The 22,250-nt window shown below is 62.0% G+C and carries 18 protein-coding genes and 2 tRNA genes; 7 read left to right on the forward strand and 13 right to left on the reverse strand.

Features of this window, described 5'->3' with window-relative positions:
* Positions 1 to 21 precede the first annotated feature (21 nt).
* Positions 22 to 1,626 carry an ABC transporter substrate-binding protein gene (locus EO094_RS11765; RefSeq protein ID WP_128292479.1) on the reverse strand — a complete coding sequence of 535 codons (1,605 nt, stop codon included), beginning with the start codon at positions 1,624 to 1,626 and terminating at the stop codon, positions 22 to 24.
* A gap of 173 nt (positions 1,627 to 1,799) precedes the next feature.
* Between EO094_RS11765 and EO094_RS11770 the strand changes: the two genes are divergently transcribed.
* On the forward strand, positions 1,800 to 2,579 hold the full coding sequence (locus EO094_RS11770; RefSeq protein WP_128292480.1) for a phosphatase PAP2 family protein: 780 nt from the start codon (positions 1,800 to 1,802) through the stop codon (positions 2,577 to 2,579).
* A 2-nt stretch (positions 2,580 to 2,581) separates the two neighbouring features.
* Complete coding sequence (locus EO094_RS11775) at positions 2,582 to 3,103, forward strand: TlpA family protein disulfide reductase (protein ID WP_164879644.1); 522 nt, start codon at positions 2,582 to 2,584, stop codon at positions 3,101 to 3,103.
* Positions 3,104 to 3,126: 23 nt separating this feature from the next.
* Here EO094_RS11775 and EO094_RS11780 read toward each other — a convergent pair whose 3' ends face one another.
* From EO094_RS11780 to EO094_RS11800, 5 genes are all read right to left on the reverse strand, one after another.
* Positions 3,127 to 3,669, reverse strand: a complete 543-nt coding sequence (locus EO094_RS11780; RefSeq protein WP_128292481.1) for a copper chaperone PCu(A)C — start codon at positions 3,667 to 3,669, stop codon at positions 3,127 to 3,129.
* Between the two features lie 26 nt (positions 3,670 to 3,695).
* Positions 3,696 to 5,021, reverse strand: coding sequence for an ABC transporter permease (locus EO094_RS11785; RefSeq protein WP_128292482.1), 1,326 nt, complete (start codon positions 5,019 to 5,021; stop codon positions 3,696 to 3,698).
* Positions 5,014 to 5,697: an ABC transporter ATP-binding protein gene (locus EO094_RS11790; RefSeq protein ID WP_128292483.1), complete on the reverse strand. Its 684-nt coding sequence runs from the start codon at positions 5,695 to 5,697 to the stop codon at positions 5,014 to 5,016. Before EO094_RS11790 ends, EO094_RS11785 begins: the two co-directional genes overlap by 8 nt.
* Positions 5,698 to 5,702: 5 nt before the next feature.
* Positions 5,703 to 6,143, reverse strand: a complete 441-nt coding sequence (locus tag EO094_RS11795) for a hypothetical protein (RefSeq protein WP_246008479.1) — start codon at positions 6,141 to 6,143, stop codon at positions 5,703 to 5,705.
* Between the two features lie 166 nt (positions 6,144 to 6,309).
* A complete protein-coding gene (locus tag EO094_RS11800) occupies positions 6,310 to 7,809 on the reverse strand; it encodes an alkaline phosphatase (RefSeq protein WP_246008480.1) in 1,500 nt (499 codons plus the stop codon).
* A 180-nt stretch (positions 7,810 to 7,989) separates the two neighbouring features.
* Here EO094_RS11800 and amaB point away from each other — a divergent pair, with 180 nt between their 5' ends.
* Entirely contained in the window at positions 7,990 to 9,507 is a 1,518-nt protein-coding gene (gene amaB / locus EO094_RS11805; RefSeq protein ID WP_128292485.1) for an L-piperidine-6-carboxylate dehydrogenase, read from the forward strand.
* A 411-nt stretch (positions 9,508 to 9,918) separates the two neighbouring features.
* Here the strand turns inward: amaB and EO094_RS11810 are convergent.
* Positions 9,919 to 9,995 (reverse strand) — tRNA-Pro (locus EO094_RS11810).
* Positions 9,996 to 10,187: 192 nt separating this feature from the next.
* Between EO094_RS11810 and EO094_RS11815 the strand changes: the two genes are divergently transcribed.
* Both EO094_RS11815 and EO094_RS11820 read left to right on the forward strand, forming a co-directional pair.
* Positions 10,188 to 10,262, forward strand: a tRNA-Gln gene (locus EO094_RS11815).
* A gap of 223 nt (positions 10,263 to 10,485) precedes the next feature.
* Complete coding sequence (locus tag EO094_RS11820; protein ID WP_164879645.1) at positions 10,486 to 11,361, forward strand: polysaccharide lyase family 20 protein; 876 nt, start codon at positions 10,486 to 10,488, stop codon at positions 11,359 to 11,361.
* 19 nt (positions 11,362 to 11,380) lie between these two features.
* Here the strand turns inward: EO094_RS11820 and EO094_RS11825 are convergent, their stop codons facing one another.
* The 6 genes from EO094_RS11825 to EO094_RS11850 are packed head-to-tail and all read right to left on the reverse strand — an operon-like array spanning position 11,381 to position 17,941.
* Entirely contained in the window at positions 11,381 to 12,469 is a 1,089-nt protein-coding gene (locus tag EO094_RS11825; RefSeq protein ID WP_128292487.1) for a Stf0 family sulfotransferase, read from the reverse strand.
* The gene (locus EO094_RS11830; protein ID WP_128292488.1) at positions 12,462 to 13,241 is read right to left on the reverse strand and encodes a polysaccharide deacetylase family protein; all 780 of its coding nucleotides are present in this window, start codon (positions 13,239 to 13,241) and stop codon (positions 12,462 to 12,464) included. Before EO094_RS11830 ends, EO094_RS11825 begins: the two co-directional genes overlap by 8 nt.
* Positions 13,241 to 14,383, reverse strand: a complete 1,143-nt coding sequence (locus EO094_RS11835) for a glycosyltransferase family protein (protein WP_128292489.1) — start codon at positions 14,381 to 14,383, stop codon at positions 13,241 to 13,243. Before EO094_RS11835 ends, EO094_RS11830 begins: the two co-directional genes overlap by 1 nt.
* Positions 14,383 to 15,471 carry a glycosyltransferase family 4 protein gene (locus EO094_RS11840; protein WP_128292490.1) on the reverse strand — a complete coding sequence of 363 codons (1,089 nt, stop codon included), beginning with the start codon at positions 15,469 to 15,471 and terminating at the stop codon, positions 14,383 to 14,385. The genes EO094_RS11835 and EO094_RS11840 overlap by 1 nt, the downstream gene beginning before the upstream one ends.
* Positions 15,468 to 16,721: a glycosyltransferase family 4 protein gene (locus EO094_RS11845; RefSeq protein WP_128292491.1), complete on the reverse strand. Its 1,254-nt coding sequence runs from the start codon at positions 16,719 to 16,721 to the stop codon at positions 15,468 to 15,470. Before EO094_RS11845 ends, EO094_RS11840 begins: the two co-directional genes overlap by 4 nt.
* Before the next feature lie 23 nt (positions 16,722 to 16,744).
* On the reverse strand, positions 16,745 to 17,941 hold the full coding sequence (locus EO094_RS11850) for a glycosyltransferase family protein (protein WP_128292492.1): 1,197 nt from the start codon (positions 17,939 to 17,941) through the stop codon (positions 16,745 to 16,747).
* 480 nt (positions 17,942 to 18,421) lie between these two features.
* Here EO094_RS11850 and EO094_RS11855 point away from each other — a divergent pair, with 480 nt between their 5' ends.
* Positions 18,422 to 20,278 (forward strand): dipeptide ABC transporter ATP-binding protein, encoded by a 1,857-nt coding sequence (locus EO094_RS11855; RefSeq protein WP_246008481.1) that lies wholly within the window; start codon positions 18,422 to 18,424, stop codon positions 20,276 to 20,278.
* Between the two features lie 92 nt (positions 20,279 to 20,370).
* Positions 20,371 to 22,236, forward strand: coding sequence for an ABC transporter substrate-binding protein (locus EO094_RS11860; RefSeq protein ID WP_205649894.1), 1,866 nt, complete (start codon positions 20,371 to 20,373; stop codon positions 22,234 to 22,236).
* Positions 22,237 to 22,250 lie beyond the last annotated feature (14 nt).

The raw sequence follows: 22,250 nt of genomic DNA on the forward strand, positions 1-22,250 counted from the left end.
TTGATAAAGCGGTTGGACTGATTACTCCGCGATGTCAACGCCGTCAAAGCGATGCGAGCCGAGCGGGTCCATCTTGTAGTTCTGAACGGAGTTGCGCATCGGCATGTAAACGACCGAATGCGCGAGCGTCGCCCAGGGCGCGTCTTCCTTGAAGACTTCCTGCGCCTTTTTGTAGAGCTCGGCGCGTTCCTCCTGGCTTGAAAGCGTCTTCGCCTTCTGGATCAGGCTCTCGAAATCGTCGTCGCAATATTCCGCGACGTTGTTCGAGGTGCCGACGCCGTCGCAGCCGAGAAGCACCGCGAGGAAGTTGTCGGGGTCACCATTGTCGCCGGTCCAGCCGAGGATGATGGCACCTTCGTGGTCCTTCTCCGCGGCGCGCTTCAGATACTCGCCCCATTCAAAGGAGACGATCTCTGCATCGACGCCGACTTCGGCATAGTCCGACTGGATGAGCTCCGCGGCACGACGGGCATTCGGCATATAAGGCCGCTGCACAGGCATCGCCCAGATCTTCATCTTGAGGTCGGTCACGCCGGCGTCTTCGAGCATCTTCTTGGCGGCTTCGGGATCGTACGGGTCGTCCTCGATGGCGTCGTTGTAGCCCCACATCGTCGGCGGGATCGGGTTCTTGGCCACCGAGCCGGAGCCCTGGAAGACGGCGTCGATGATCGCCTTTTTGTTGATCGCCATATTGAGCGCTTTGCGCACTTCCGGCTTGTCGAACGGCTCCTGCAGCGTGTTGTACGCGAGATAGGCGACGTTGAGGCCGTTCTGCTCCATGACGTTGATGTCGTCGTTCGACTTCATCGCCTCGATGTCGGCCGGTGCCGGATACGGCATGATCTGGCACTCGTTGGCGAGAAGCTTCTGGTAGCGAACCGCTGCGTCCGGGGTGATGGCGAAGACGAGGTCGTCGATCGCTTCTTTCCCGCCCCAGTAATCGGGATTGGCCTTGTAGCGGATCACCGCGTCCTTCTGATAGGCGACGAACTGGAACGGCCCGGTGCCCAGCGGCTGCTGGTTGAGCATCGGCATGTTGTCGTCAGCCTGCAGCTGGTCGGCGTATTCCTTCGACATGATCGAAGCGAAATCCATCGCCATATTGGCGATGAAGGGCGCCTCCGGCCGAGTGAGCACGAACTTGACCGTGTGGTCGTCGACCTTTTCGATGCTCTTCAGGAGGTCCGGCATCGACATGGCGTCGAAATACTGCCACTGGCCGCCCGCGTAATTGTACCACGGGCTTTCCTTGTCGAGCATGCGGGTGAAGCTGAACACCACGTCGTCGGCATTGAATTCGCGCGTCGGCGTAAAGAAGTCCGTGGTCTGGAACTTGACGCCTTCGCGCAGATGGAAGGTGTATTCCATGCCGTCGTCGGACACGTCCCAGCTTTCGGCGAGAGCCGGGACGACTTCCGTCGTGCCGCTCTTGAACTCGACCAGGCGGTTGTAGACCGTCTTGGAGGAGGCGTCGAAATCGGTGCCTGCGGTGTAGAGGCCTGGATCGAATCCGGCGGGCGAGCCTTCAGAGCAGTAGACAAGCGTCTTGGCCGAAGCCGCGCCAGCTACCATGGCGGCCATGCTGACGCCCAATGCGAGCGCCCGGATGGTGGTTTTGAGGATCATATACGCTCCTTACGAGGGAACTTGAGCAGCGCGGGCCCCACGCCCTCGCCTGCTTGCGACAGGTAACGACGGAATCTAAGCGGAAATCAACAGCAACCTCACGCGGGGTTGGACGTTGAAAGGCCGCGTATCCAGCCGCTGACCCGCGATCTTTTGGCCCTTATGAAAGACCCATGGCATTTCCCGAACAGCTGTTAAGCATGACCCGGCGCACCATTCACCATGTGCGCCATCACTGGGCCCGGCAGGAATTTCTGCTTCTCCTCCTGATCGGTCTCGGGGCCGGTTCGGTCTGGGGCTTCATCGCACTCGCCGATGAAGTGGTGGAAGGCGAGACCCACGCCTTCGACATGTTCATCATGCTGGCGATGCGCAATCCCGCCGACCACGCCGACCCTCTGGGGCCGTTATGGTTCGAGGAGACGATGCGCGACGTCACGAGCTTCGGCTCGACGTTCGGTCTCGTCTTCGTCTCGTTGACGGTGATCTTCTGGCTCGTTCTGACGAAGCGCCCGCATGCCGGCCTTCTCGTTTTCGCCTCGCTTGCCGGCGGTGCGATCGTCGTCAACGCGCTGAAATACGGCTTTTCCCGACCGCGCCCCGATCTGGTCGCCCATTCGGCCGAGGTTTTCACGACGAGTTTTCCGAGCGCTCATGCCGCCATGTCGGCGACGGTCTATTTGACACTCGGTGCGCTCGTCATGCGGTTCAGCAAGGGCAGGGCTCTCAAGCTCTACGCGCTTTTCGTCGCCGTTCTCCTGACGATCCTCGTGGGCCTGTCTCGTGTTTATCTCGGCGTGCACTGGCCGACGGATGTCCTCGCCGGCTGGGCGATCGGGGCAGCGTGGGCGACCTTTGTTTGGGTGGTGGCGCTTTGGCTGCAGCGGCGGGGCCGCATCGAGCCGAGCGGCGTCCAGAGCGAGGAGGCCGTCGCGCCGGCCGCCAAGGAGTGAACGTGCCGGCGTGCTCTCGGCGGACGTTTCTGGCCTTGAGTGCCGCGCTTCTGGCCGGTCCGATCCGTGCGGCCGAAGGAGGTCCCGACCTCACGGGCCTTGCCGTCACGGACGGCGATGGGAACGTCCTCTCGTTCGGGGATATGTTGGGGAAGGGGCCGGCGGTCGTACATTTCTGGGCGACCTGGTGTGGTCCCTGTCGCGATGAACTGCCGGAAGTCGCGCGATTTGCGGCCTTCCTGGCCGAGCGGAACCGGAGAGACCGGTTCTTCGTCGTCTCCGTCGATGATCTTCCCTTCGAGCGGGTCCGAGATTTCTATGTCGATGAACTCGGTCTTCCGAGTCTTCAGAGCTGGCAGCTCGTTCGCGGCAATGCAGGCATGGCCTTTCGTCTGCGAGGCTATCCGGCGACGGTCGTTCTCGGCGATGATCGCTCGCTCAAGCGGACGCTCCGCGGTCCTGCCGACTGGGACGATCCGGCATTTCGCGAAGAGCTCCTGCGCGATCTGGCTGCGGCTCGGTAATCCGCGATGCGCTGTTGCTGCGCTCAGTGCGTATGCCCGACATGGCTGTGGTGCATGGCGTCTTCCGCCTCGACCTGCACGAACATGTCGACATGGCCAGTGTCGAAACGAAATTCCATCTGAAATTCGTCGCCCTGGTGCAGTTGTCGCGTGAGGCCGTCGAGACGAAGCGCCAGACCGTTGGGTGAAAGTTTGACCTCGCCGCCCGCCGTCACGGGCATCTTGGGAAGCGCGACATAGTCCGGCTCGCCGTCTTTGAGCTGGAAGCCGACCAGCTCGACCGTTTTGGCGATATCGGCCTCTCCGCCCTCGAGAACGACGTTCTTCTCGGATTTGTTCTGGATGTCGACGAAGACGAGCGCCGTCTTGGCATCCGTCGCACGCGTCCAGGCATGGAGGAGACGCACGCCATGGAGCTCGGCCTCATGGTGGCTGTGGTCGTCATGGCTTTCTGTGTGCCCGCTTTCCTCCGCATGCCCGTGCTTCTCTTGTGCGGTGGTCGCGGAAGCTGCGAGGCCGATGGCTGCAAAGGCTGCCGCAAGGGACACGAGACTTAACTTGTGCATTTTCCGCACTCCCTCATGAGATGTCTTCACCCTCGTAGGTCGCGCACCACCGGCCGTGCGAGGGTGATGAAGGCCGGGAGGAGAGCGAGCAGAACCGTCAGGCTGACGAAACCGGCGACGAGATGGAATTCCGGCCAGCCGAGGCTGGCGCGGATCAGGATATCGGTTTGGGCGGTCAGGATTCGCGAGATGATGGCGGTGGCAGCGATGCCGATGGCGACGCCGAGGACGGCGCCAGCGCCGATCAGGAATGCCGCATAGGACCAAACCACGGCGAAGACGAAGCGCCGCGGCGCGCCAAGGGCCCGCAACAAGGCGAGACGGCGCGCGAACAGCCGCATCAAGATGATGAGACCGGAGAGAACGCCGGCCGTGACGAGGACCTGCGTCACGATCGCCATCACCGACAGGATCTGCCGGACATCGCCCAAGAGCGCATGCAGGCTGGCGAGGACCGCGCCCGGAAAGAATGCCATCGTCTCCGCCGTCGTGAATTCGGAGCGCAGCGCATAATTCGCCCAGAGCTGATCGGCGCGCACCAGAATGGCAGGCGTGCCCGGAAAATAATCCGCATCGAAAGGCGGCCCGATCTGTTCGGCGCGTGACGGGCGATGTCCGACGGGGAGATTGTGGACCTCCCAGACCGCTTCTACCGGGACCAGAATGGCTTTGTCCCATGGGCTCCCGGATGGGGGCATCCGCCCGACGACGGTATAGGAATGGCCCTCATGCGCATGCTCTTCGGCCGACGGGCCGACGCCATGTGCAGGCGTGAAATGATCACCGAGGCGAAGCGCGACCCGTGCGCCGACGACCGCCTCCTCGTGGGCCGCAAAGAGCCTGCCTTCGGCGAGCGCGCCGGAGGAAAGATGCGATATGAAATCCGGCGTCGTCCCGACGACCGGCGCACCCTCAAAACTGTCGCCGAAGGCGATCGGCGCGGCGAGGCTGACATTCTCGTGCTCTGCGATGCGATTGTAGACCTCGCCTGAAAGAAGCGGCACGTCGGAGGGCTGGAGATAGACGGCGGCAAGCATCATCGTCACTTCGCTGCCGGGGGCCGTGACGACGAGGTCGAATTTGTCGGCCGCGCGTGCCGTTCCCTGCCGCAGGCCGCGTTCCTGGGCGATGAGGCCGACGCCGATCCCCACCGAAACCCCGATCAGAACGACGAAGAGAAGGCTCGTCCATCGAAAGCGCCAGAGCATTGCGCGCACCAAAGCGAATGGTCGGTAGCCCGTGACGACGAGAAACCCCGTGAGGATCGCGGGCGACAGCAAGAGGAGGAAGAGCAGCCCGTCCTGGATGCCGGGCGCGAGCCCGTTCCACCAATCGCTCGCGGTCTCAAGCATCGCGCCGGACCTCGCCGATGAGGCGCCCGTCGGCAACGTCGATCACGCGGTCGACGGCCTCGTGCACTTTGAGATCATGGCTTGCGACGATGAGGGTGCGTCCGCTCTCTCGCGTCAGTTGAATGAGGTCGTCGACGAGCGCGTCGGCCGCTGCCCGATCGAGGCTCGCTGTCGGTTCGTCGGCGAGGATGATGGAAGGTTCGGTGGCGAGCGCACGTGCCACGGCGACACGCTGACGTTCGCCGCCGGAGAAGGTCGCAACCGTGCGCGCATCGTCTCCCTTGAGGCCGAGCCTTTCGAGCGCTCTCCGCGCGCCTTCACCGATCTTATGGCGCCGCTTGCGGACGTAGGCGCCCGCAAGGCTCGCATTCGCCTCCGCGCTCAACTCCTCGAAGAGAAGGAAATCCTGAAAAATCATGCCGATATGGGCACGGCGGAAGGCGGCGCGTCCGTCCTCCTTCATGGACGAGATCTCCGTCTCGCCCCAGCGCACGGAGCCTTGCGCGATCGGCACCAATCCGGCGAGCGCGAAGAGAAGCGTAGACTTGCCCGCCCCGGACGGGCCGCGGATGGCGATCGCCGTACCTGCTGCAACCTCGAAGGCATCTGCCTCGAGAATTGCTCGACCGGCATCACCTTCGACCCTGAGGCCGGAAACGGAGAGGGGAAGTGTCATCGTCGTCAATCGCGGGCGTAGTGCGATTCGACCGTGCGCACGCGGCTGACGAAGCCCGTCTCGGGGTCCTCATAGGTGCCGAGCTGGAGCCTGCCTGCCACGGTGATCGGAACGTTGTAGGGCACCACGTCGATGATGCGTTTGGTATAGACGGCGAGGATATCGTCCGGCCATTCGGCTTCCGTTTCGCAGAACGGACAGACGGCCATCGGCCGCTTGGTGAGCACGAAAAAGCGCGATTCCGCCTTGAGCGGCGGCGCCATATAGCCCCGCACTTCGATGCGCTCGTTCTCCATCTTCTGCGCGAGATCGGAGAAGGAGAGGTCCTTGTTGTAGAGGTCGCGCATGCGCAACGTCTCTGCGCGGGCGTGGGAGGGACCGATGGCAAGCGCTGCTGCCAGAGTGGCAAGCAGAGTTCGGCGGTCGATGAGGGTCTCGTCTGGCATGACGGCACCCTAGCCGGGCTTTGTGACAGCTGAGAAAACCTGGAGCGCCTGCGACATCGTTTTTCGCGGGACGCACTTTTTCTGCCGCCTTTGACGCAAGAGGCTCCGGCACTTGCCGGAGCCTCCCAGAAAGCGAGATGCCGTCGCGCGGCATCCGTGACGGCGCCTATTCGGCGTTCGCCGCGTGGTTCATCACGTGGAAGATGTAGTTCTGCTCGATGACGCCATCGAAGAGATGCGCAAAGGGGCCGCGCGCCCACACCGCCACGTCCTCGCCGGAATGGCTTTCCGACGACATCGGGATCAGGGCCTGCTGCACATATTCGGAATCTTCCGCCTCTTCCTCGGTGAGGTCGGGGCGCGAACCAGAATAGCTCTTGTCTTCCTGCTCTTTCAGGACGGCGCCCGGGCCGTTCAGGTAGCCGATGACGGTGAAGGGTTTGCCGTCGTCGGCGAGAACCGGCTCATCGGCATGTTTCACCTGGCCCTTGCCGATGTCGTAGCAGAGTCCGAGGATCGGCGAGCCGCGGCCGCAATAGCCGTTGAGCGCAATCGAATGCTCATGGTCGGCCGTGACGATGATGAGCGTGTCTTCCGGATTGGTCATCTCGGCCGCGGCGGCGACCGCATTGGCGAACTCCACACCGTCCGTCACGGTGCGGAAGGCGTTGCCGTCGTGATTGGCGTGATCGACGCGACCGGACTCGATTTCCAGATAATAGCCCTCGTCGTTCTTGGAGAGATAATCGATGGCCGTCTTGGTCATCTCGGTCAGAGACGGTTCGTCGGCTTCGGTGCGATCGTGCTCGTACTTCATGTGGCTGTCTTCGAAGAGAGCGAGCACAGGCGTTTCGCCGTCGAGATTGAGCGCCTTCGCGGTCTCCGTATTCCAGGCGTACTGGACGCCCGCTTCCTTGGCTTCATCGACGAGATTGTGGCCGTCCTTGCGTTTGCCCTTCTTGCCTTCTTCGTCGGTCACGGTCTCAGGCAGGAAATAGCGACGGCCTCCGCCCATGGCGAGGTCGACGACGCCCGCCTTCATCTGGTCGAGAAGCTGCGTGGCGATGTCGGTGCAGCCCTCGGGCGCTTCGCCTTCCCAGTTGCGGTTCGCCGTCTTCGCATAGGCCGCCGCGGGCGTCGCATGGGTGATGCGCGCTGTCGTGACGACGCCGACCGACTTGCCCATCTCGCTCATCAGTTCGGAGAAGAGTGTGAGCTTGTTGCCTTCTTCCGAGGCGCATTCGTCATGAACGGCGTTTTCGCTCAGATTGATGGTGTTGAAGACTTGTTTCACGCCGGTGTTCATCGAGCCCGCCGTCGGTGCGGAATCGGGCGTCTGGGCGTTGATGTTGTAGGTCTTCACGAGCGCCACGTTCGGAAAGTCCTGATAGGCCTCGTAGGGCAGCACGTGCTCGGAGCCGTATTCGCCGTTCTGCTGGCCGGCATAAAGCCGAATGGCATAATTGGTGCCGACGCCCATGCCATCAGCAATGAACAGGATGACGTTCTTGGCGCGATTGGTGTTCGGCTGATGCTCGAGCCGCTGATTGAGAGCGGCCTCCGCATCGGTGTACCAGCTGCTGTTGCTCTGGACGATGTCCTGGGCAAAGGCGGCGGTGGATCCGAGCGCGAGCGCCGCGGAAGTCAAAAGGATGTTTCGAAGCACGACCTTCTCCATACGGAATTCCTACGGTCGCGTTCCTAGCTTCGCTGTGTGACAGCCGAGCGAAGGTAGTCGATCCTAAATGTGGGCTTTGCTTGCGGCCGCCGCGTATCAGGTCGGTGGCTTTCTTATGAAGTCATTCTAGCGTAGCCATGCCGCCGAGAATTTTCCGCAGGAGTGCCCATGACCCTCGATATTGCTCAAGACGCGCTTGCTATCCTCAACCGCCTCGGCGTGGCCGAAGCTGCCTTGTCGGGCGGCGACATCGTTGCGCGCACACCACTCACCGGTGCCGAGATCGGCCGTGTGCCCGCAGCTGATGCGGCCGCCACCGACAGCGCGGTCGATGCCGCCCATTCGGCCTTCCTCGAATGGCGTATGGTACCTGCGCCGCGCCGTGGTGAGCTCGTCCGCCTCTTCGGCGAAGAATTGAGGGCCGCAAAGGACGATCTCGGTCGTCTGGTCTCCATCGAGGCCGGCAAGATCCCGTCAGAGGGAGCGGGCGAAGTGCAGGAAATGATCGACATTTGCGATTTCGCTGTCGGTCTCTCGCGGCAGCTTTATGGTCTCTCCATAGCCACAGAGCGTCCTGGCCACCGCATGATGGAAACCTGGCATCCTCTCGGTGTTGTCGGCGTCATCTCCGCCTTCAATTTTCCCGTGGCGGTGTGGTCGTGGAATACGGCCCTCGCTCTCGTTTGCGGCGATGCGGTGGTGTGGAAGCCTTCGGAGAAGACACCTTTGACGGCGCTCGCCTGTGAGGCGATCTTCAAGAGGGCAGCGGAACGTTTTGGCGACGTCCCGGATGGGCTGGTCCGCGTCGTCATCGGCGATCGTGCCGTCGGTGAGGCACTCGTTGACAATCCGAAAGTACCGCTCGTTTCCGCGACCGGTTCGACGGCAATGGGTCGCCAGGTCGGGCCACGTCTGGCGCAGCGTTTCGCCCGTGCCATTCTGGAACTCGGCGGCAACAACGGTGCGATCGTCTGTCCATCCGTCGATCTCGAAATGGCAGTGCGCGCCGTCGCCTTTAGTGCAATCGGCACGGCTGGACAGCGCTGCACGACGCTGCGGCGTCTCTTCGTTCATGAGAGCGTCTATGACGAACTCGTACCGCGTCTGAAGAGGGCCTATGAAGGTGTGAAGGTTGGAAACCCGCTGGCCGGCGACGCGCTTGTCGGCCCCTTGATCGACAAGCCTGCCTTTGAAGGCATGATTCGTGCGCTCGATGCTGCGAAGGCGGCCGGGGGCACTGTGACGGGTGGTGCGCGCGTCGAGACGGGCGATGCCGACGCTTACTATGTTCGGCCGGCACTAGTGGAGATGCCCGAACAGACCGGGCCGGTTCTCGAAGAGACCTTCGCGCCGATCCTTTATGTGATGAAGTATCGTGCCTTCGACGAAGCGCTGGCCGCTCACAACGCGGTGGCGGCAGGTCTCTCCTCATCGATCTTTACGCGAGATCTGCAGGAAGCCGAGCGCTTTCTCAGCACCGCGGGCTCCGATTGCGGCATCGCCAATGTCAATATCGGCCCCTCGGGTGCAGAGATCGGTGGGGCCTTCGGCGGTGAAAAGGACACCGGCGGCGGCCGCGAATCGGGTTCCGATGCCTGGAAGGGCTACATGCGGCGCGCCACCAATACGATCAATTATTCCAACGCCTTGCCGCTCGCTCAGGGCGTCTCATTCGATATCGATTGATCAGCTTTTCGGGTAGCGGCGGTTTCCCCGCCGCTGCCTGTTTTCCCGAAGCGTCGGTGGCCTCGACACTCTCTTCTGCTTTAAGCGACGTGTGTCACCGCAACCGCGCGACTTGATGCGCTTGAAGATCTGCGCCTCTGGGCTCCGGATTTGAAAGAAGCGCCTGAACGATCCGACGTCGTCAGCTGCGTCACGCCTGATGCTCGATCGTCTCGATGTCGCGATCGTTGGATCGCCCGCCCGGCCGGCCGATAGGCGAATCAAAACTGCGATTCGCACCTTGAGCGACTGTTCTGGCAGGGCTTGGGAGAAGAGACGTCGCGGTCTGGATCTTTGGCCCAGACTGGGCCGGCAGCGTAGGCCGGCAAAAGCTAAGGAGCCGCGATCCCGCCCCAAAGCCTCGGGATAAAATGGTCGGAGTGGCAGGATTCGAACCTGCGACCCCCTCGTCCCGAACGAGGTGCGCTACCAGGCTGCGCTACACTCCGCCGAAGCGGGGTGGCTTATAGCCTTGCACCGCTTCGGCTTCAAGCCATCTTCTCAATGTGATGCGACGGATTTGGCATAAAAGGCCTGCACCTATGTCGCAGCCTCCTTCATAGGCTTATGATCGGTTCGACATGTTGCCCAACTTCGTCAAAGCCCTTATAGGCGCATGCACTGCTCTCGCGAGCGTGCATTGGGGCGTAGCCAAGCGGTAAGGCAGCGGCTTTTGGTGCCGCCATTCGCAGGTTCGAATCCTGCCGCCCCAGCCAATTCCCTCATGTTTCGTAGTCCTGCTGGTCGCTTTCCCCGGATCGGTCGCGCCCGGCTGTGGGTGGCGACCGCCCGCAGAGCGTGGATTGCGTGCGCAAACCTTGACCGGTAAGGCCTTGTGGGGGATCCCTGCCTCTGGTGATGAGACCGATGCGCTTTTTCCTGCCGCTCCTTTTTGCCGGCCTTTGGTTCTCTCTCTTTGCATCCGCCGGACAGGCGAAAATGCTGCGAGAGGACTTCGAAAGCGGCGAACTTGATCCCGCCGTTCTCTATTACAAAGACAATTTCGAGCAGCGGGCCGGCAGCTACCGCTTCGTGCCAGGGGAGGGGCGGGACGGCTCGACCGCGATCGAGCTCACGCTTGAAGAGCATTGTCCGCCACAGGCGGAAGATTGCAGCGAGCGGGCCGAATTGTGGGAATCGAAGAGTGCCCATCTGCCTTACGGAACGCCCGTCTGGTACCGCTTTTCGGTGCGTTTCGTCGGTCCCCGCCCGGACGGTGATCACCGGCACGTCCTGGCGCAATGGAAGCGTACGATCCCGAAGGGCGTCCCCGGCAATTCGAGCCCCTTCCTGGCTCTTAGACTGCGCGACGGGAAGCTCTTCTTCACCGTCGAGACCGAATTGCTGAAGCCGCTGCTTTCCGTTGACGGGACCAAGATCTCCCCGTGTCAGCCGGGCGAAATGGAGGTCTGGAACCGACCCTATGATGATCAAAGCCGTGGCTGGGTGATTGCGGAGGGTGGCGATCGACCTGCCCGCCACGAAAAGTATGATGCCTGCACGGACGAGATCCATGTGACCCGTTTTGTGCCGGCCTTGCCCGAAGCGGAGGATGGCTGGTTCAATATCATTGCTTTCACACGCGCCGGGCCCGACGGTGACGGCCGCATCGAACTCTTCGTCAACGGCGAGCGGGTGGCGCAGGTGACCGGCCGCATCGGCCATCGCCATCTCGGTCCGAATCAGTATTTCAAATTTGGCCCCTACCGCGATGCCGGCGACGGCACGTGGTCGCTCTTATTCGATGATTTCGCGCGCAGCGAGAAATGCACCGATATGCTGGCGGAGAAGATTTGCCGCGAGCTCGGCTTGTGAGAACGCACAGGTGGCGGGTCTACGAGGAGGGCGTCTCAAGACCGAACTCTGCACGAAAGCGGCGTGCCATATCGTCGTTCACTTCGTCGCCGAGCCGCTGGTAGCGTGTTGGTGAAATCCGCAAGGTGGGTGCCGTCGCCCCCCCAAGAAAGCTGAAGATCTCGGCAATGCGCTCTTCCGGTGCTGCGAGAACGTCTTCGTAGACGACATTGAGTGCTGGCCTTCCTGTCCTGAAAAGCCAGCCGTCGATGGTGGCTTCTGCGGCGCTGTGCCGGCGATAGGAGGCGAGGATGCGCTGATAGTCGTAGGTGACGGCCTCTTTCGCCTCGCTGTAGGCGGCCATCGCTTCGCTGTTGCGCACATGCCAGACCTTTGTCGCTTCCGCGATATATTCCGACACCGCCTGGGCCACACGATCACGCCGACGAAAGCGGATGAAGCACGTCTTTGCGGCAAGGCGCTGAACCACGGCCCGTTCGCTGGCATCGAGAAGCGGAGCAAGCGAAATGGCGAAATCGTCGATGACCTTTGTCCCGAAGACCCCGTTTTTCTGCTCCTGCCGCACAAGAAGGGCGAGCCAGCGGCCGAGATCCACTCCAAAGCGGCTTCGGTGACGTGCCATAAAAACGATCAGCGGGCGCAGATGCTCGGTGGGCCGACCGAGCCGTCCCGTTTCGCGCAGGAGATTGACGAACCAGGTGGAGCCAGTGCGGGGCCCGCAGATAACGGCATAGAGCCGGCTGGGCTCCGGCTCACTGAGGATGCCGGTTTCGTCGGCAAGGGGATCGGCATGTGCCGCTGCTCTGAGAGCCGCATCGCCGATGAAGCCGGCGACGATCGTATCCGGAAACCGAACTGCCAGGCGATGTTTCAGACCTGCTTCATCATCGCACGAGACAGCGATGATCTGGTCGGGATGGCAAGCGGATGCCGATGATCCTTCCTCGAGAAGGAGGGCGGCATAGGCGCCGTTGCGGTAGCGTTTGAGGAATTCGGCACATGTGGGATCTGCCGCGATGCGAACATCTCCGGCATCCTGAAAACGCTGCAAGAGGTCGAGCTTCTTGACGGTGCGAAACAACTCCCGCGGGCTTGGCGGTTCACCCATGGGTCGTTGGGTATCCCGGCTCGCGTAGCGCGAAAAGCTCCTGGAGAGGCGGAAAGGCCGCGCCAGGATGATTTGCGAGGAGCGTCAGCAATTCGCGGGAGAAGTCCCAGCAGGCTTGGTCATGGGCGAGATGGTGGGTGAGGATGCCGATCGGTTCGCTGGCGCCCGCGAGCCGTCGCTCCGCCTCCTCGGTGAGAAGACGGAAGGCCGCCTCGCGGCCGATGAAACCGCGCGTGTGCCGCCATTCGATGATGTCGAGATGGGTGTTGCATTCCCCGCACGCGCCCTTCGTCGCACCAAATCGCGACAGACCCTGGATCCCGAGCGCAGTCAGCCCCTCCAAAACGGGATGCGAGACGTTGTTCCATGGTGGCACAAAGACGGGGAGGAGCCTGCCGTCGAAAAGCTGCAGCAACCGCGTGCGACCGGTTTTGACATCGGCGAGACAATTCGTCAGCGGGCGCGAGAGCGGAAATTCCGACTTCTTTTCGCCTTCCTGCGCATGATTTCTGTGCGCCAGGCCGTGTTGCAGGATGGCGATATAGGGCTCGCGTGCGAGCCGGTCGACGAGCGCCGGGCGGGCGCCGTCCGGGATCACCGCGAGGCCGAGCGGTGGACGCCTGGCCTCGTCGATCTCGCCGAAAAGCCCCGCCAGTCTGTCGAGCTCGGGCGTCGGCTCGGTGGCGTCGTCGTCGCGCCACCAGAAGGAAAGCGCCCTTCCGGTCTCCGCCGCCGCGTCCAATCGCGCGCAAAACCGCTCCGCTTCTTCCATCACGATCCTCTTTTCGCCGCCGCGATCAAAAGCTTGGCGGTTTTTTGGGCGCCATCCAGCGAAAACGGCACAGCCATCGGTCTAAGCTGCATCGCCTGGTCCACTGCCCGGGCGAGGTTCTCCGCAGAAAGAGCTTCTTCTGGCACGACGACGGCAAGCCCATGGATGGCAAATAGGTCTGCACGCTGCGTTTGCTCGGTTTCAGATCCTGCCGCGAATGGAACGAAGAGCGCGGGCACCTTGGCCTGCAAGATGTCGACAGCGGTGTTGTAGCCAGCCTGACTCACCGACAGCCGCGCACGTTTCAGGAGATCTGGAAAGTCACGCCTTGCTCGCTCCACAACGATGCCCGGCGGGGCAGCCTTCGCAAGAGCGGCAAAATCACCGGGGCTTAGATGGGGACCAGCGAGCACTCGCCAAAGGCATGTGGCTGCATTGGAGCTATGCAGGCGCGCTGAAAGCGCAGCCCGCAGGATGGCTTGTCCCACCGCTCCACCTCCGCAAGAGACGATCACCTCGCCTTCGCCATCGCCATCCGGTGCGGGCACGGAGGAACTGGAATTGACATAGCCCGTGTAGGTGACGAGCGGCGCGAGCCTTTCCGCTTCCCCGAAACTATGTTCCAGCCGCACGAGCTGCGGATCTGAATGGATCAGGAGCTTGTCATAATAGGCGAGGGCAAGATCGGCCATCGCCCTTTCTTTGTCGGGCGGCTTGCGCACCAGGATGTCGCGAACCGAAGCGGCGATGATCGGTCGCCGGGGCTTTGCCCGTAACTTCTGAAGAAATGGGACGAGCTCTGTCCGAAAGGCGCGCCTTGCGAGCGGGAATGCCTCCGTCACCACGATGTCGGGATCGATCCGATCGGCGAGCGCGAGAAGGATGTCGCGTCGCCTTTGCCAGAAGGCATCATCCACCCTGCGGCCGTTGTCATCGATGATGGCGCTGAAGGCCGGATCAGATGCTCGCGCCGCCGGTAACGTCGTGACCTCGACGCCCTGTGTATCGACGGAGCCCGGCAAAGACGCTCCGGTTACGAGCGTGACGGCGACGCCTTCTTCACGAAGCGCACGCGCGATCGCGCCGGCGCGGACCGCATGCCCGACGCCCAGAAGATGCTGAACCCAGATTAGCGCCCGCATCAGGCGGTCTCGCGGCCGGTGACACCCGCTCGCGCGATGAGGGAGGACAATCCTGCCATGCCCGCCTCGAGGCTGTGCTTTTCGGCAGCGATCTGCCGCCCTGCGGCGCCCATCCGCGCCCGCAGCCCAGGATCAGCGAGCTGGGAAAGCGCCGCCACCACATTCTGCGGCTCTTGCGGCTCGACGAGAAAACCGTTCACGCCGTCCTGCACCAGATCCGGCACGCCGCCGCCACGGCCTCCAATGATTGGAAGGCCGCTTGCCATCGCTTCCAGGAACACGAAGCCGAGTGGCTCTTTTTGTGCGGGCCACACGAAAAGATCGGCTGTCGCATAAAGAGCCGGCATCGCGTCCGGCGCGACCGCGCCGATGAAGCGTGTTTTGGCTTTGGGGAAGAGCGGTTCGAGCGTGGACCGTTCTGGGCCGTCGCCCACGGCGGTCAACGTCCACTCTGCCTCCTCCCGTGCCGCCAGTGCTTTGGCGAGGGCCTGGTATGTGGAGGTCTTGCTGCCTTCCCGCATCATGCCGACAGCAAGGAGCCGGAGGGATCCAGAATGCGGCTTGCTTTCGACGCGCAGAAACGGACTAAGCTCCATGAAGGGTGCGAGATGGGTAAGCCGCGCCTGCGGCACGATTTTGCGAAGTCCTGCAAGATCTTCAGACTGGATCGCCGCGACCATGTCGGCTCTCGCAAGCGCCGCCTCCGCAGCCGCGGCCCCCTCGCACCAGGGGCCAGAACGCTGCTTTTCCGCGAAGCTTGCCTCGATCACGATATAGGGGATTCTGAGTCCTGCGCTGATCTCGGGTCCGAGCCAATCCGGCGCCTTGTGATAAAGGTGATAGGTAAGCCAAAGATCCGGAGGTGCGGTTTCGAGCCGGTGACGCACCGCCGCCCGTTCCGCCTCTGCGGCATGCGCGAGCGCGGTCTGTTCTCCAGGATTGCGGCACCAGCTGCGGAAGCGAGAAACCACCTCGACCTCGTGCCCAAGAGCCCTGAGAGCGGCAAGAATGGCGCGGGCAAAGGTCCTGTCGCCGGACGCAACAGGATGGTCCGGAGGTTTCATCGGCGCGTAGAAAGCAATCTTCATCTGGCGCTCGCGGCAGATGCTTCTTGATCCTCCTGATCGCCAATCAAAGAAGACCGCAGCATCGCTGCCACCTTGTCGATCCCTGGCGTTGCGGCAAAATCGGAATGTGCTCGGCGGAAAGCCGCAAGACCGAGATGGCGTCGGAAGTCTCCGTCGCGCATCAAAGCTGCGATCGCAGTCGCAAGTCCCTCCGTGTCGCGTTGCGCCACGAGCCGGCCGGTGACGCCATCTTCGATGAATTCCGGGATCGCCGAGACGCGGGTTGCGATGATCGGCAAGGCGAAGGCGGCCGCCTCCAGAATCACATTCGGCAGGCCGTCGCGATCGCCATCCGCGGTCACGCGTGACGGCAGAACGAACAGATCGGCCTGATCCAAGGCTGCGAGAACGGCGGCTCGCGGCTGCGGTCCGCGAAACTCGATACGTCCTGAAAGCCCAAGCCGTTCGGCTTGTGCCTTGAGAGGTGCGATCAGTGCGCCGCCGCCGATATGGACGAGCCGCCACCGTGGCTCCACAGGCAGACGTGAAAGCGCAGTGAGAAGATCGTCAAAGCCTTTCTTCTCGACGGCTCTACCTACGGTGATGAGCGTGAAGCAGCTGGCGTCCGAAGGCTCACGGCGTGGCTCTTTGGGAAAGCGGGAAAAGTCGAGACCGTGATAGACGAGTTCGATCTTCTCGGGATCGTCCGTCAGGCTTCGAAGATACTGAAGATTCGCCTCGGTGCAGGTGACGCCCCAGGCGGCGCTCGCGAGTTTGTCTGCGAGCTCCTCCGGTGGTGTTGTCCAGATATCCTTGGCGTGGGCCGAAAACGACCAGCCGATGCCCGTCATCAGGCTTGCATAGCGCACGACCGAAGCCGGGGTGTGCAGGAAGTGGCAGTGCATCCACCCGATATCTTCTGGCATTTCCGCAGCAAGCACCGCCGCCTGTCCGAAGCGGCGCCGACGGTTGGCTGTCGGATCGCGGGCGAAGTCCTGCTCAAACGCCGCTTTCGCCGCCTCGAAGCCTGAAAGCTTCTCCACCTTCCGCCGCGCCTGTGACACCCGCTTCGGATCGTCTTTGAGATATTCCGGAAGATAATAGCGCTCGGCTTCGATTTCGCGGTGGATGTCGTGTTCATAAGGATCTGTGGGATGGCGCAGCGAGACGATGCGTTGCGCGATGCCGCGCCGCTCCAGGCCTCGGATCTCCTGGGCGATAAACGTCTCCGACAGGCGTGGATAGCCTTTGAGGATTGTCGCGACGCGCATTTTGAACCCGCGAGAAGCCTTGCTCACGGCAAGCTGCGCTTGAGTGCCGGGGTTTCCAGAAAAGGCGTGAGCAATTCGCGGATCGTGTCCCACCCATCGAGAAGGCCCGGAACAAAATGCTGCGATGGCAAAGGTCGATCTGGCAAATCCGCAAGCGCTTCGGTGATGGCGCTCACATCCGGGTAGTCGTCGATCGGTAGATGCGTGCACAGGCCGAGCTTCTCCGCCTGTTCGGCCCGGATCGCCTGCTCGCGCCTCGGAACGACGCGTGGGATGAGGAGCGTCGGCTTGTCGAAGGAAAGAGCCTCGCAAAACGTGTTGTAGCCGCCCATGCCGACCAGGGCGACGGCATCATTGATGAGCGGTTCGAGTTGCGGGGTAAAGCGCATCGTCTTGACGTTGCGCAGCGATTGTGCCCGCTCGAAAAAACCCTGCTGATCGTTATGCGCCATGAAAGGTCCAAGCACGATCAATGCGGGAAAGAGCGGCCGCTCCTGCGCCTCATAGGCGCGCAGCACCCAATCGACGAGCTCAATGCCGTCCGCTCCGCCGCCCGGTGTGACGAGGATGAAGGGATCGCCGTCGAAAGGCTGCGGATGGTTCGGATCGAATCTCGGCAGCTGGCGCCGCAGATAGCCCGTGAAAATTATCTTGTCGCGGACAGCGTCACTAATGGGCAGTCCGGCCAGTGGGTCATAGATGGAAGGCAGGCCATAGACCCAGATATCGTCGTAGAGGTCGTTGAGCGCACGGTAGGAATCCTTGCGCGCCCATTCCTGCGCCAGGATCTCCTGATCGTCGAGCACGTCACGGAGCCCCAGAACAAGGCGAGTGCCCTGCTTTTTCAGAAGAGACAGCGTGGGTCGCACTTCGCCTCTCAGCCCATAGGGTTCCTTGTCGACGATGAAGATGTCCGGCCGATAGATCGAGGCCGTATGCTCGATGATCGAAGAGCGCAGCGACAATGTCTCGTCGATGTCGATCTTTGGATTGAGGGAGGTGTATTCGCCGTTCCTGAGTTTGATGACACCAGGAACCCGAACGAAATCGACGCGCGAGCGGTACTCGAAGCTGCCGATGATCGGCGATCCGGACAGGATCATCACCGATGCGTGTTCGAAATTCTCAACGATCGCTTCGGCGAGCCCCTGGCATCGCCTGAGGTGACCCAGCCCGAACGTATCGTGGCTATAGATAAGGACGCGTGATTTCTGTGTCATGCCACTGCTGAGCCCGCCGTACACGAAAGGGCATGACCATTCCCCAAGTACCAACTTGCCCCGGAGGAAGGTATCGCGCCCGTTCTTGTCCAACAAGAGAGGGGAGGAAGGGCCGATTGCCCCGGCGCTTTGAAGCCTTCATTGACCGCCCATGGCAAGCGAAAAGCAGCGATTGTTTCATGAAGTTCGCCTGCAAAGCGAGGTGAGGGCCCGTAGCCGAGCGGCTTTCCGTGACGATCTTTGAGCGCACAACCGGCTGACCTTGCAGCGAACGCCGTGTTTGGTGGAGCTGATTTCGGGCAGTTGGCCACGGTCGGCCTCCGCCGTCCTGGCATCACTTTCCAGATGCTCTTTCGCAGCCGTCTTGAAGCGCAGCAAAAGCGCTTGCCTGCCATTGAGGGCTCCGCCAAGCTATGAACCGTGGACGATGTAAAGGCTTCTCACTCTCCGTCGTTGCGTCTCGATGCGGCTCCCCGCCCGGTGCTCGAGATCACCGATCTCGTGGTGGAATTCGCCGGAGATGAAGGTCGCACACGCGCTGTCGATGGCGTCTCTTTGAAAGTGCCCGGTGGCTCCACGGTTGCTCTCGTCGGGGAATCCGGTTCCGGAAAAACCGTGATTTCGCAGGCGATTCTGGGAATACTGCCGCAAAAGGGCCGTATCGCAGGCGGGCGGATCGTCTTCACTGACCCCCGCGATGGCATCAGCGTGGATCTTGCGGCCAAGGACCCGCGCAGCCCAAAGATGCGAGCGATCCGCGGCGATCGTATCTCCATCATTTTTCAGGAGCCTATGACGGCGCTGTCGCCGCTTCACACGATCGGTGACCAGCTGGGTGAAGTGGTGCGTGTGCATCGTGGCGCCAGCCGGGCGGAAGCGCGGGCGCTGTCGGCCGAAATGCTGAGGCTCGTTCGCTTTCCGGATCCCAAGCGGGCATTGTCTGCGTATCCTTTCGAGCTCTCCGGAGGCCTCCGCCAACGCGCGGTCATTGCCATGGCTCTGATGTGCCGGCCGGCGCTCTTGATCGCCGACGAACCCACGACCGCGCTCGACGTCACCATCCAGGCCGAGGTTTTGAACCTCATTTGCACGGTGCAGGCCGAACTCGACATGGCGGTGCTTCTGATCACGCATGATTTCGGCGTCGTCGCCAATATCGCCGACTATGTGGCGGTCATCTATCGCGGCCGCATCATGGAGACGGGGGCGAGCGAGACCGTCTTCCGTGCGCCAGAGCATCCCTATCTGCGTTCACTCCTGCGCGCTGTTCCCCGCTTCGATATGGGGCCGGAGGAGCGCCTTCAGCCCATCCGCCCGATTGAGGCCCAGCCGGCCACGTTTCTGCACCGCCCCGCACAGGACCAGCGGGCGCGTGGCAACGAGCCGTTGCTCGAATTGCGCAAGCTCAGCAAAGTCTACCGGCTGCGCAAGATGGGAGACGCGCTGACCCGAACGGTGCGAGCGGTCGATCGGCTCGACCTGACCGTGAAATGCGGCGAATGTCTCGGTCTCGTCGGGCAGTCCGGCTCGGGCAAAACGACCACGGCGAAGCTCGTCCTGGGGGCAGAAACACCCGACGAAGGGCACGTGCTTTACCGCCTCGGCGGTGAGATGCGCGATCTGGCGCATCTTTCTAAAGCGGAACGCTTCGCCTTTCGTCGCAAGGTACAGATCATCTTCCAGGATCCCTTTTCCTCGCTCAGCCCGCGCATGACGGTGCGCGAGATCCTGACGGAGCCGCTCGCCATCCATGGCATCGGCACGGCGGCTGAGCGATACGAGCGGGTGAAGGAGCTTGTGCGCATGGTGGGGTTGAGCCTCAGCCACCTCCGGCGCTATCCGCATTCTTTTTCGGGCGGGCAGCGCCAGCGGATCGGTATCGCTCGGGCGCTGGCGCTCTCTCCGGAACTTCTGCTTTGCGACGAGCCGGTCTCGGCGCTGGATGTCTCGGTGCAGGCGCAGATCCTCAATCTCCTGAAGGATCTGAAGTCCGAGCTCGGCCTCACGTTTCTGTTTGTCAGTCACAATCTCGCGGTCGTCGATTACATCGCCGATCGGGTCGCGGTCATGTGCGCCGGTCGCGTCGTTGAGGTCGCCGACAAGAAGGCGATCGTCGAGGATGCGCGTCACCCCTATACGCAGGCGTTGTTGACCGCGATCCCGACGCCGAGCTTGGACCACAAGCTCGATTTCTCTGCTCTGGTGGAAAACGGCGCGAGCGAGCCGTCCTGCTGGCCAGAGCCCTACAGGCTTCTCCCTGGCATGGAACCGCGCCTGCGCGAGGTCGCGCCGGGCCATCTCGTCTGCCTTCCTGAATCGCACGATAAGGCCGCCTGATGCGCGTCCTTAGTTTTCTTTTGGTCTTTGTCTTTGCTGCGGCTTTTGTCGCTCCGGCTCATGCGCAGCCGCCGTTGATCGAGACGGAGACTTTGAGCAACACACATGACCCGGCGACGCTGCCGCCGATCGAAGATCGCGTGCCCGACGAGCCGCTCATCTACGACGATTTCCCGGAAGGCGGCGGACCTGGCCGCCATGGCGGAGATCTCAGAACGATCATCACGCGGTCCAAGGATGTGCGGCTGGCCAATGTCTGGGGCTATGCCCGCCTCGTCATCTTCGATCGAAACCTAAACCTCGTACCGGACATCCTGAAATCCGTGGATATCGAAGGTGATCGCATCTTCACCTTCCATCTCAGGAAGGGTCACAAATGGTCTGACGGGCATCCGTTCACGGCCGAGGACTTCCGCTATTATTTCGAGGATATCGCATCCAATCCGGAGCTGATGCCGACGGGACTTCCGAGCTTTCTCCTGGTCGACGGCAAGGGGCCGCGCTTTGAGGTGCTGGATCCGCTGACCGTGCGCTATTCCTGGGATGGCCCCAATCCCGGCTTTCTGCAGAACCTCGCCAAGGCGCGGCCGCCCTTCATTTATCGTCCGGCGCATTTCCTGAAGAAATGGCATGAGCGCTATGGGAATAAGGCATTCATCGAGAGCGAGATGGCACGCGACCGCAAAAGGAGCTGGGCGGCCGAACACAATCTGATGGACGACATGTACGCCAACGAGCATGCTGGGATGCCGACCTTGCAGCCCTGGGTCATCCAGCCCAGCTCCGGCCGCCGCTTCATCCTCACCCGCAATCCCTACTATCACCGCATTGATCGCAACGGACGCCAGCTTCCCTATATCGACCGCATCGTGATGGATGTCGCCGATGCTCGCCTCGTTGCTGCGAAGGTGCATGCGGGCGAAGCGGATTTGCAGGCTCGGGGCCTGAGTTTTTCAGACATTACCGTGCTGAAGGCCGGAGAGCAGGAGCGTCGTTATCAAACGCTGTTTTGGCCCGATGCCCGAGCCGCGCGGATTGCGCTCTATCCAAATCTCAATGTCGAAGACGAAGCTTGGCGAAAACTCTTTCGTGATGTGCGCTTCCGCCATGCGCTTTCACTCGGAATCGACCGTGAGCTCATCAATCGTGTTCTTTTCTTCGGCCTCGCCGAGCCTTCCAACAATTCCGTCACACCGCTTAGCCCGCTCTTTCGTCCGCCCTACCGCAGTGCCTGGACCCAGTATGAGCCCAAGAGTGCGGAAGCCCTTCTCGAGGATATCGGGCTCGTGGAACGCCGCGGCGATGGCATACGTATTATGCCAGACGGACGGCCCCTTCAGATCATCGTGGAAACGGCGGGAGAGAACCCGGAGATCGTCGACGCCCTGGAGCTCATCCGCGAGACATGGCGTGAAATCGGCGTCGATCTCGTCATCAAGCCGTCTGAGCGTGACAACATCCGCCGCCGGGCCAATGCTGGGCTCGTGCAGATGGTCGCCGATGCAGGCTTCGACAACGGCATCCCGACGGCAGACATGCCTCCTGACGATTTTGCGCCGGTCTCTTTTGAAAGCTTCATCTGGCCTGCCTGGGGCGAGTATTATGCGCATCGCGGCGCCAAGGGAGAGCCAGTGGATTATAAGCCGGCGAACGACCTCCTCAAGCTCTACGAGGCCTGGCAGCACACGGAGACGCTGCAGGAGCGTCAGATGATCTGGAGGCAGATTTTGGAGATTAACGCCGCGGAGACGTTCTCCATCGGCATTGTCGCCGATGTTTTTCAGCCTGTGGTGCGCTCCAACTATCTGCGGAATGTCCCTGCCGCTGGTATCTATGGGTGGGATCCCGGCGCTCAGTTCGGTCTTCACCGCTTGGATGCGTTTTGGTTTGACGACAAGCCGAGGCTGGTGGATGCACACATCTTTGGCAGGACGAAAAGCCTTGCGTCAGGCGACTGAAGCTAACCGGATCG

This window comes from Afifella aestuarii, assembly GCF_004023665.1.
GTDB lineage: Bacteria > Pseudomonadota > Alphaproteobacteria > Rhizobiales > Afifellaceae > Afifella > Afifella aestuarii.

Coding starts and splice junctions, on each gene's coding strand:
- EO094_RS11850 (WP_128292492.1), bottom strand. CDS start 17,941: ATGACACAGAAATCACGCGTCCTTATCTATAGCCACGATACGTTCGGG.
- EO094_RS11780 (WP_128292481.1), bottom strand. CDS start 3,669: ATGCACAAGTTAAGTCTCGTGTCCCTTGCGGCAGCCTTTGCAGCCATC.
- EO094_RS11835 (WP_128292489.1), bottom strand. CDS start 14,383: ATGCGGGCGCTAATCTGGGTTCAGCATCTTCTGGGCGTCGGGCATGCG.
- EO094_RS11830 (WP_128292488.1), bottom strand. CDS start 13,241: ATGGAAGAAGCGGAGCGGTTTTGCGCGCGATTGGACGCGGCGGCGGAG.
- EO094_RS11820 (WP_164879645.1), top strand. CDS start 10,486: ATGCTGCGAGAGGACTTCGAAAGCGGCGAACTTGATCCCGCCGTTCTC.
- amaB (WP_128292485.1), top strand. CDS start 7,990: ATGACCCTCGATATTGCTCAAGACGCGCTTGCTATCCTCAACCGCCTC.
- EO094_RS11785 (WP_128292482.1), bottom strand. CDS start 5,021: ATGCTTGAGACCGCGAGCGATTGGTGGAACGGGCTCGCGCCCGGCATC.
- EO094_RS11825 (WP_128292487.1), bottom strand. CDS start 12,469: ATGGGTGAACCGCCAAGCCCGCGGGAGTTGTTTCGCACCGTCAAGAAG.
- EO094_RS11790 (WP_128292483.1), bottom strand. CDS start 5,697: ATGACACTTCCCCTCTCCGTTTCCGGCCTCAGGGTCGAAGGTGATGCC.
- EO094_RS11840 (WP_128292490.1), bottom strand. CDS start 15,471: ATGAAGATTGCTTTCTACGCGCCGATGAAACCTCCGGACCATCCTGTT.
- EO094_RS11845 (WP_128292491.1), bottom strand. CDS start 16,721: ATGCGCGTCGCGACAATCCTCAAAGGCTATCCACGCCTGTCGGAGACG.
- EO094_RS11795 (WP_246008479.1), bottom strand. CDS start 6,143: ATGCCAGACGAGACCCTCATCGACCGCCGAACTCTGCTTGCCACTCTG.
- EO094_RS11770 (WP_128292480.1), top strand. CDS start 1,800: ATGGCATTTCCCGAACAGCTGTTAAGCATGACCCGGCGCACCATTCAC.
- EO094_RS11765 (WP_128292479.1), bottom strand. CDS start 1,626: ATGATCCTCAAAACCACCATCCGGGCGCTCGCATTGGGCGTCAGCATG.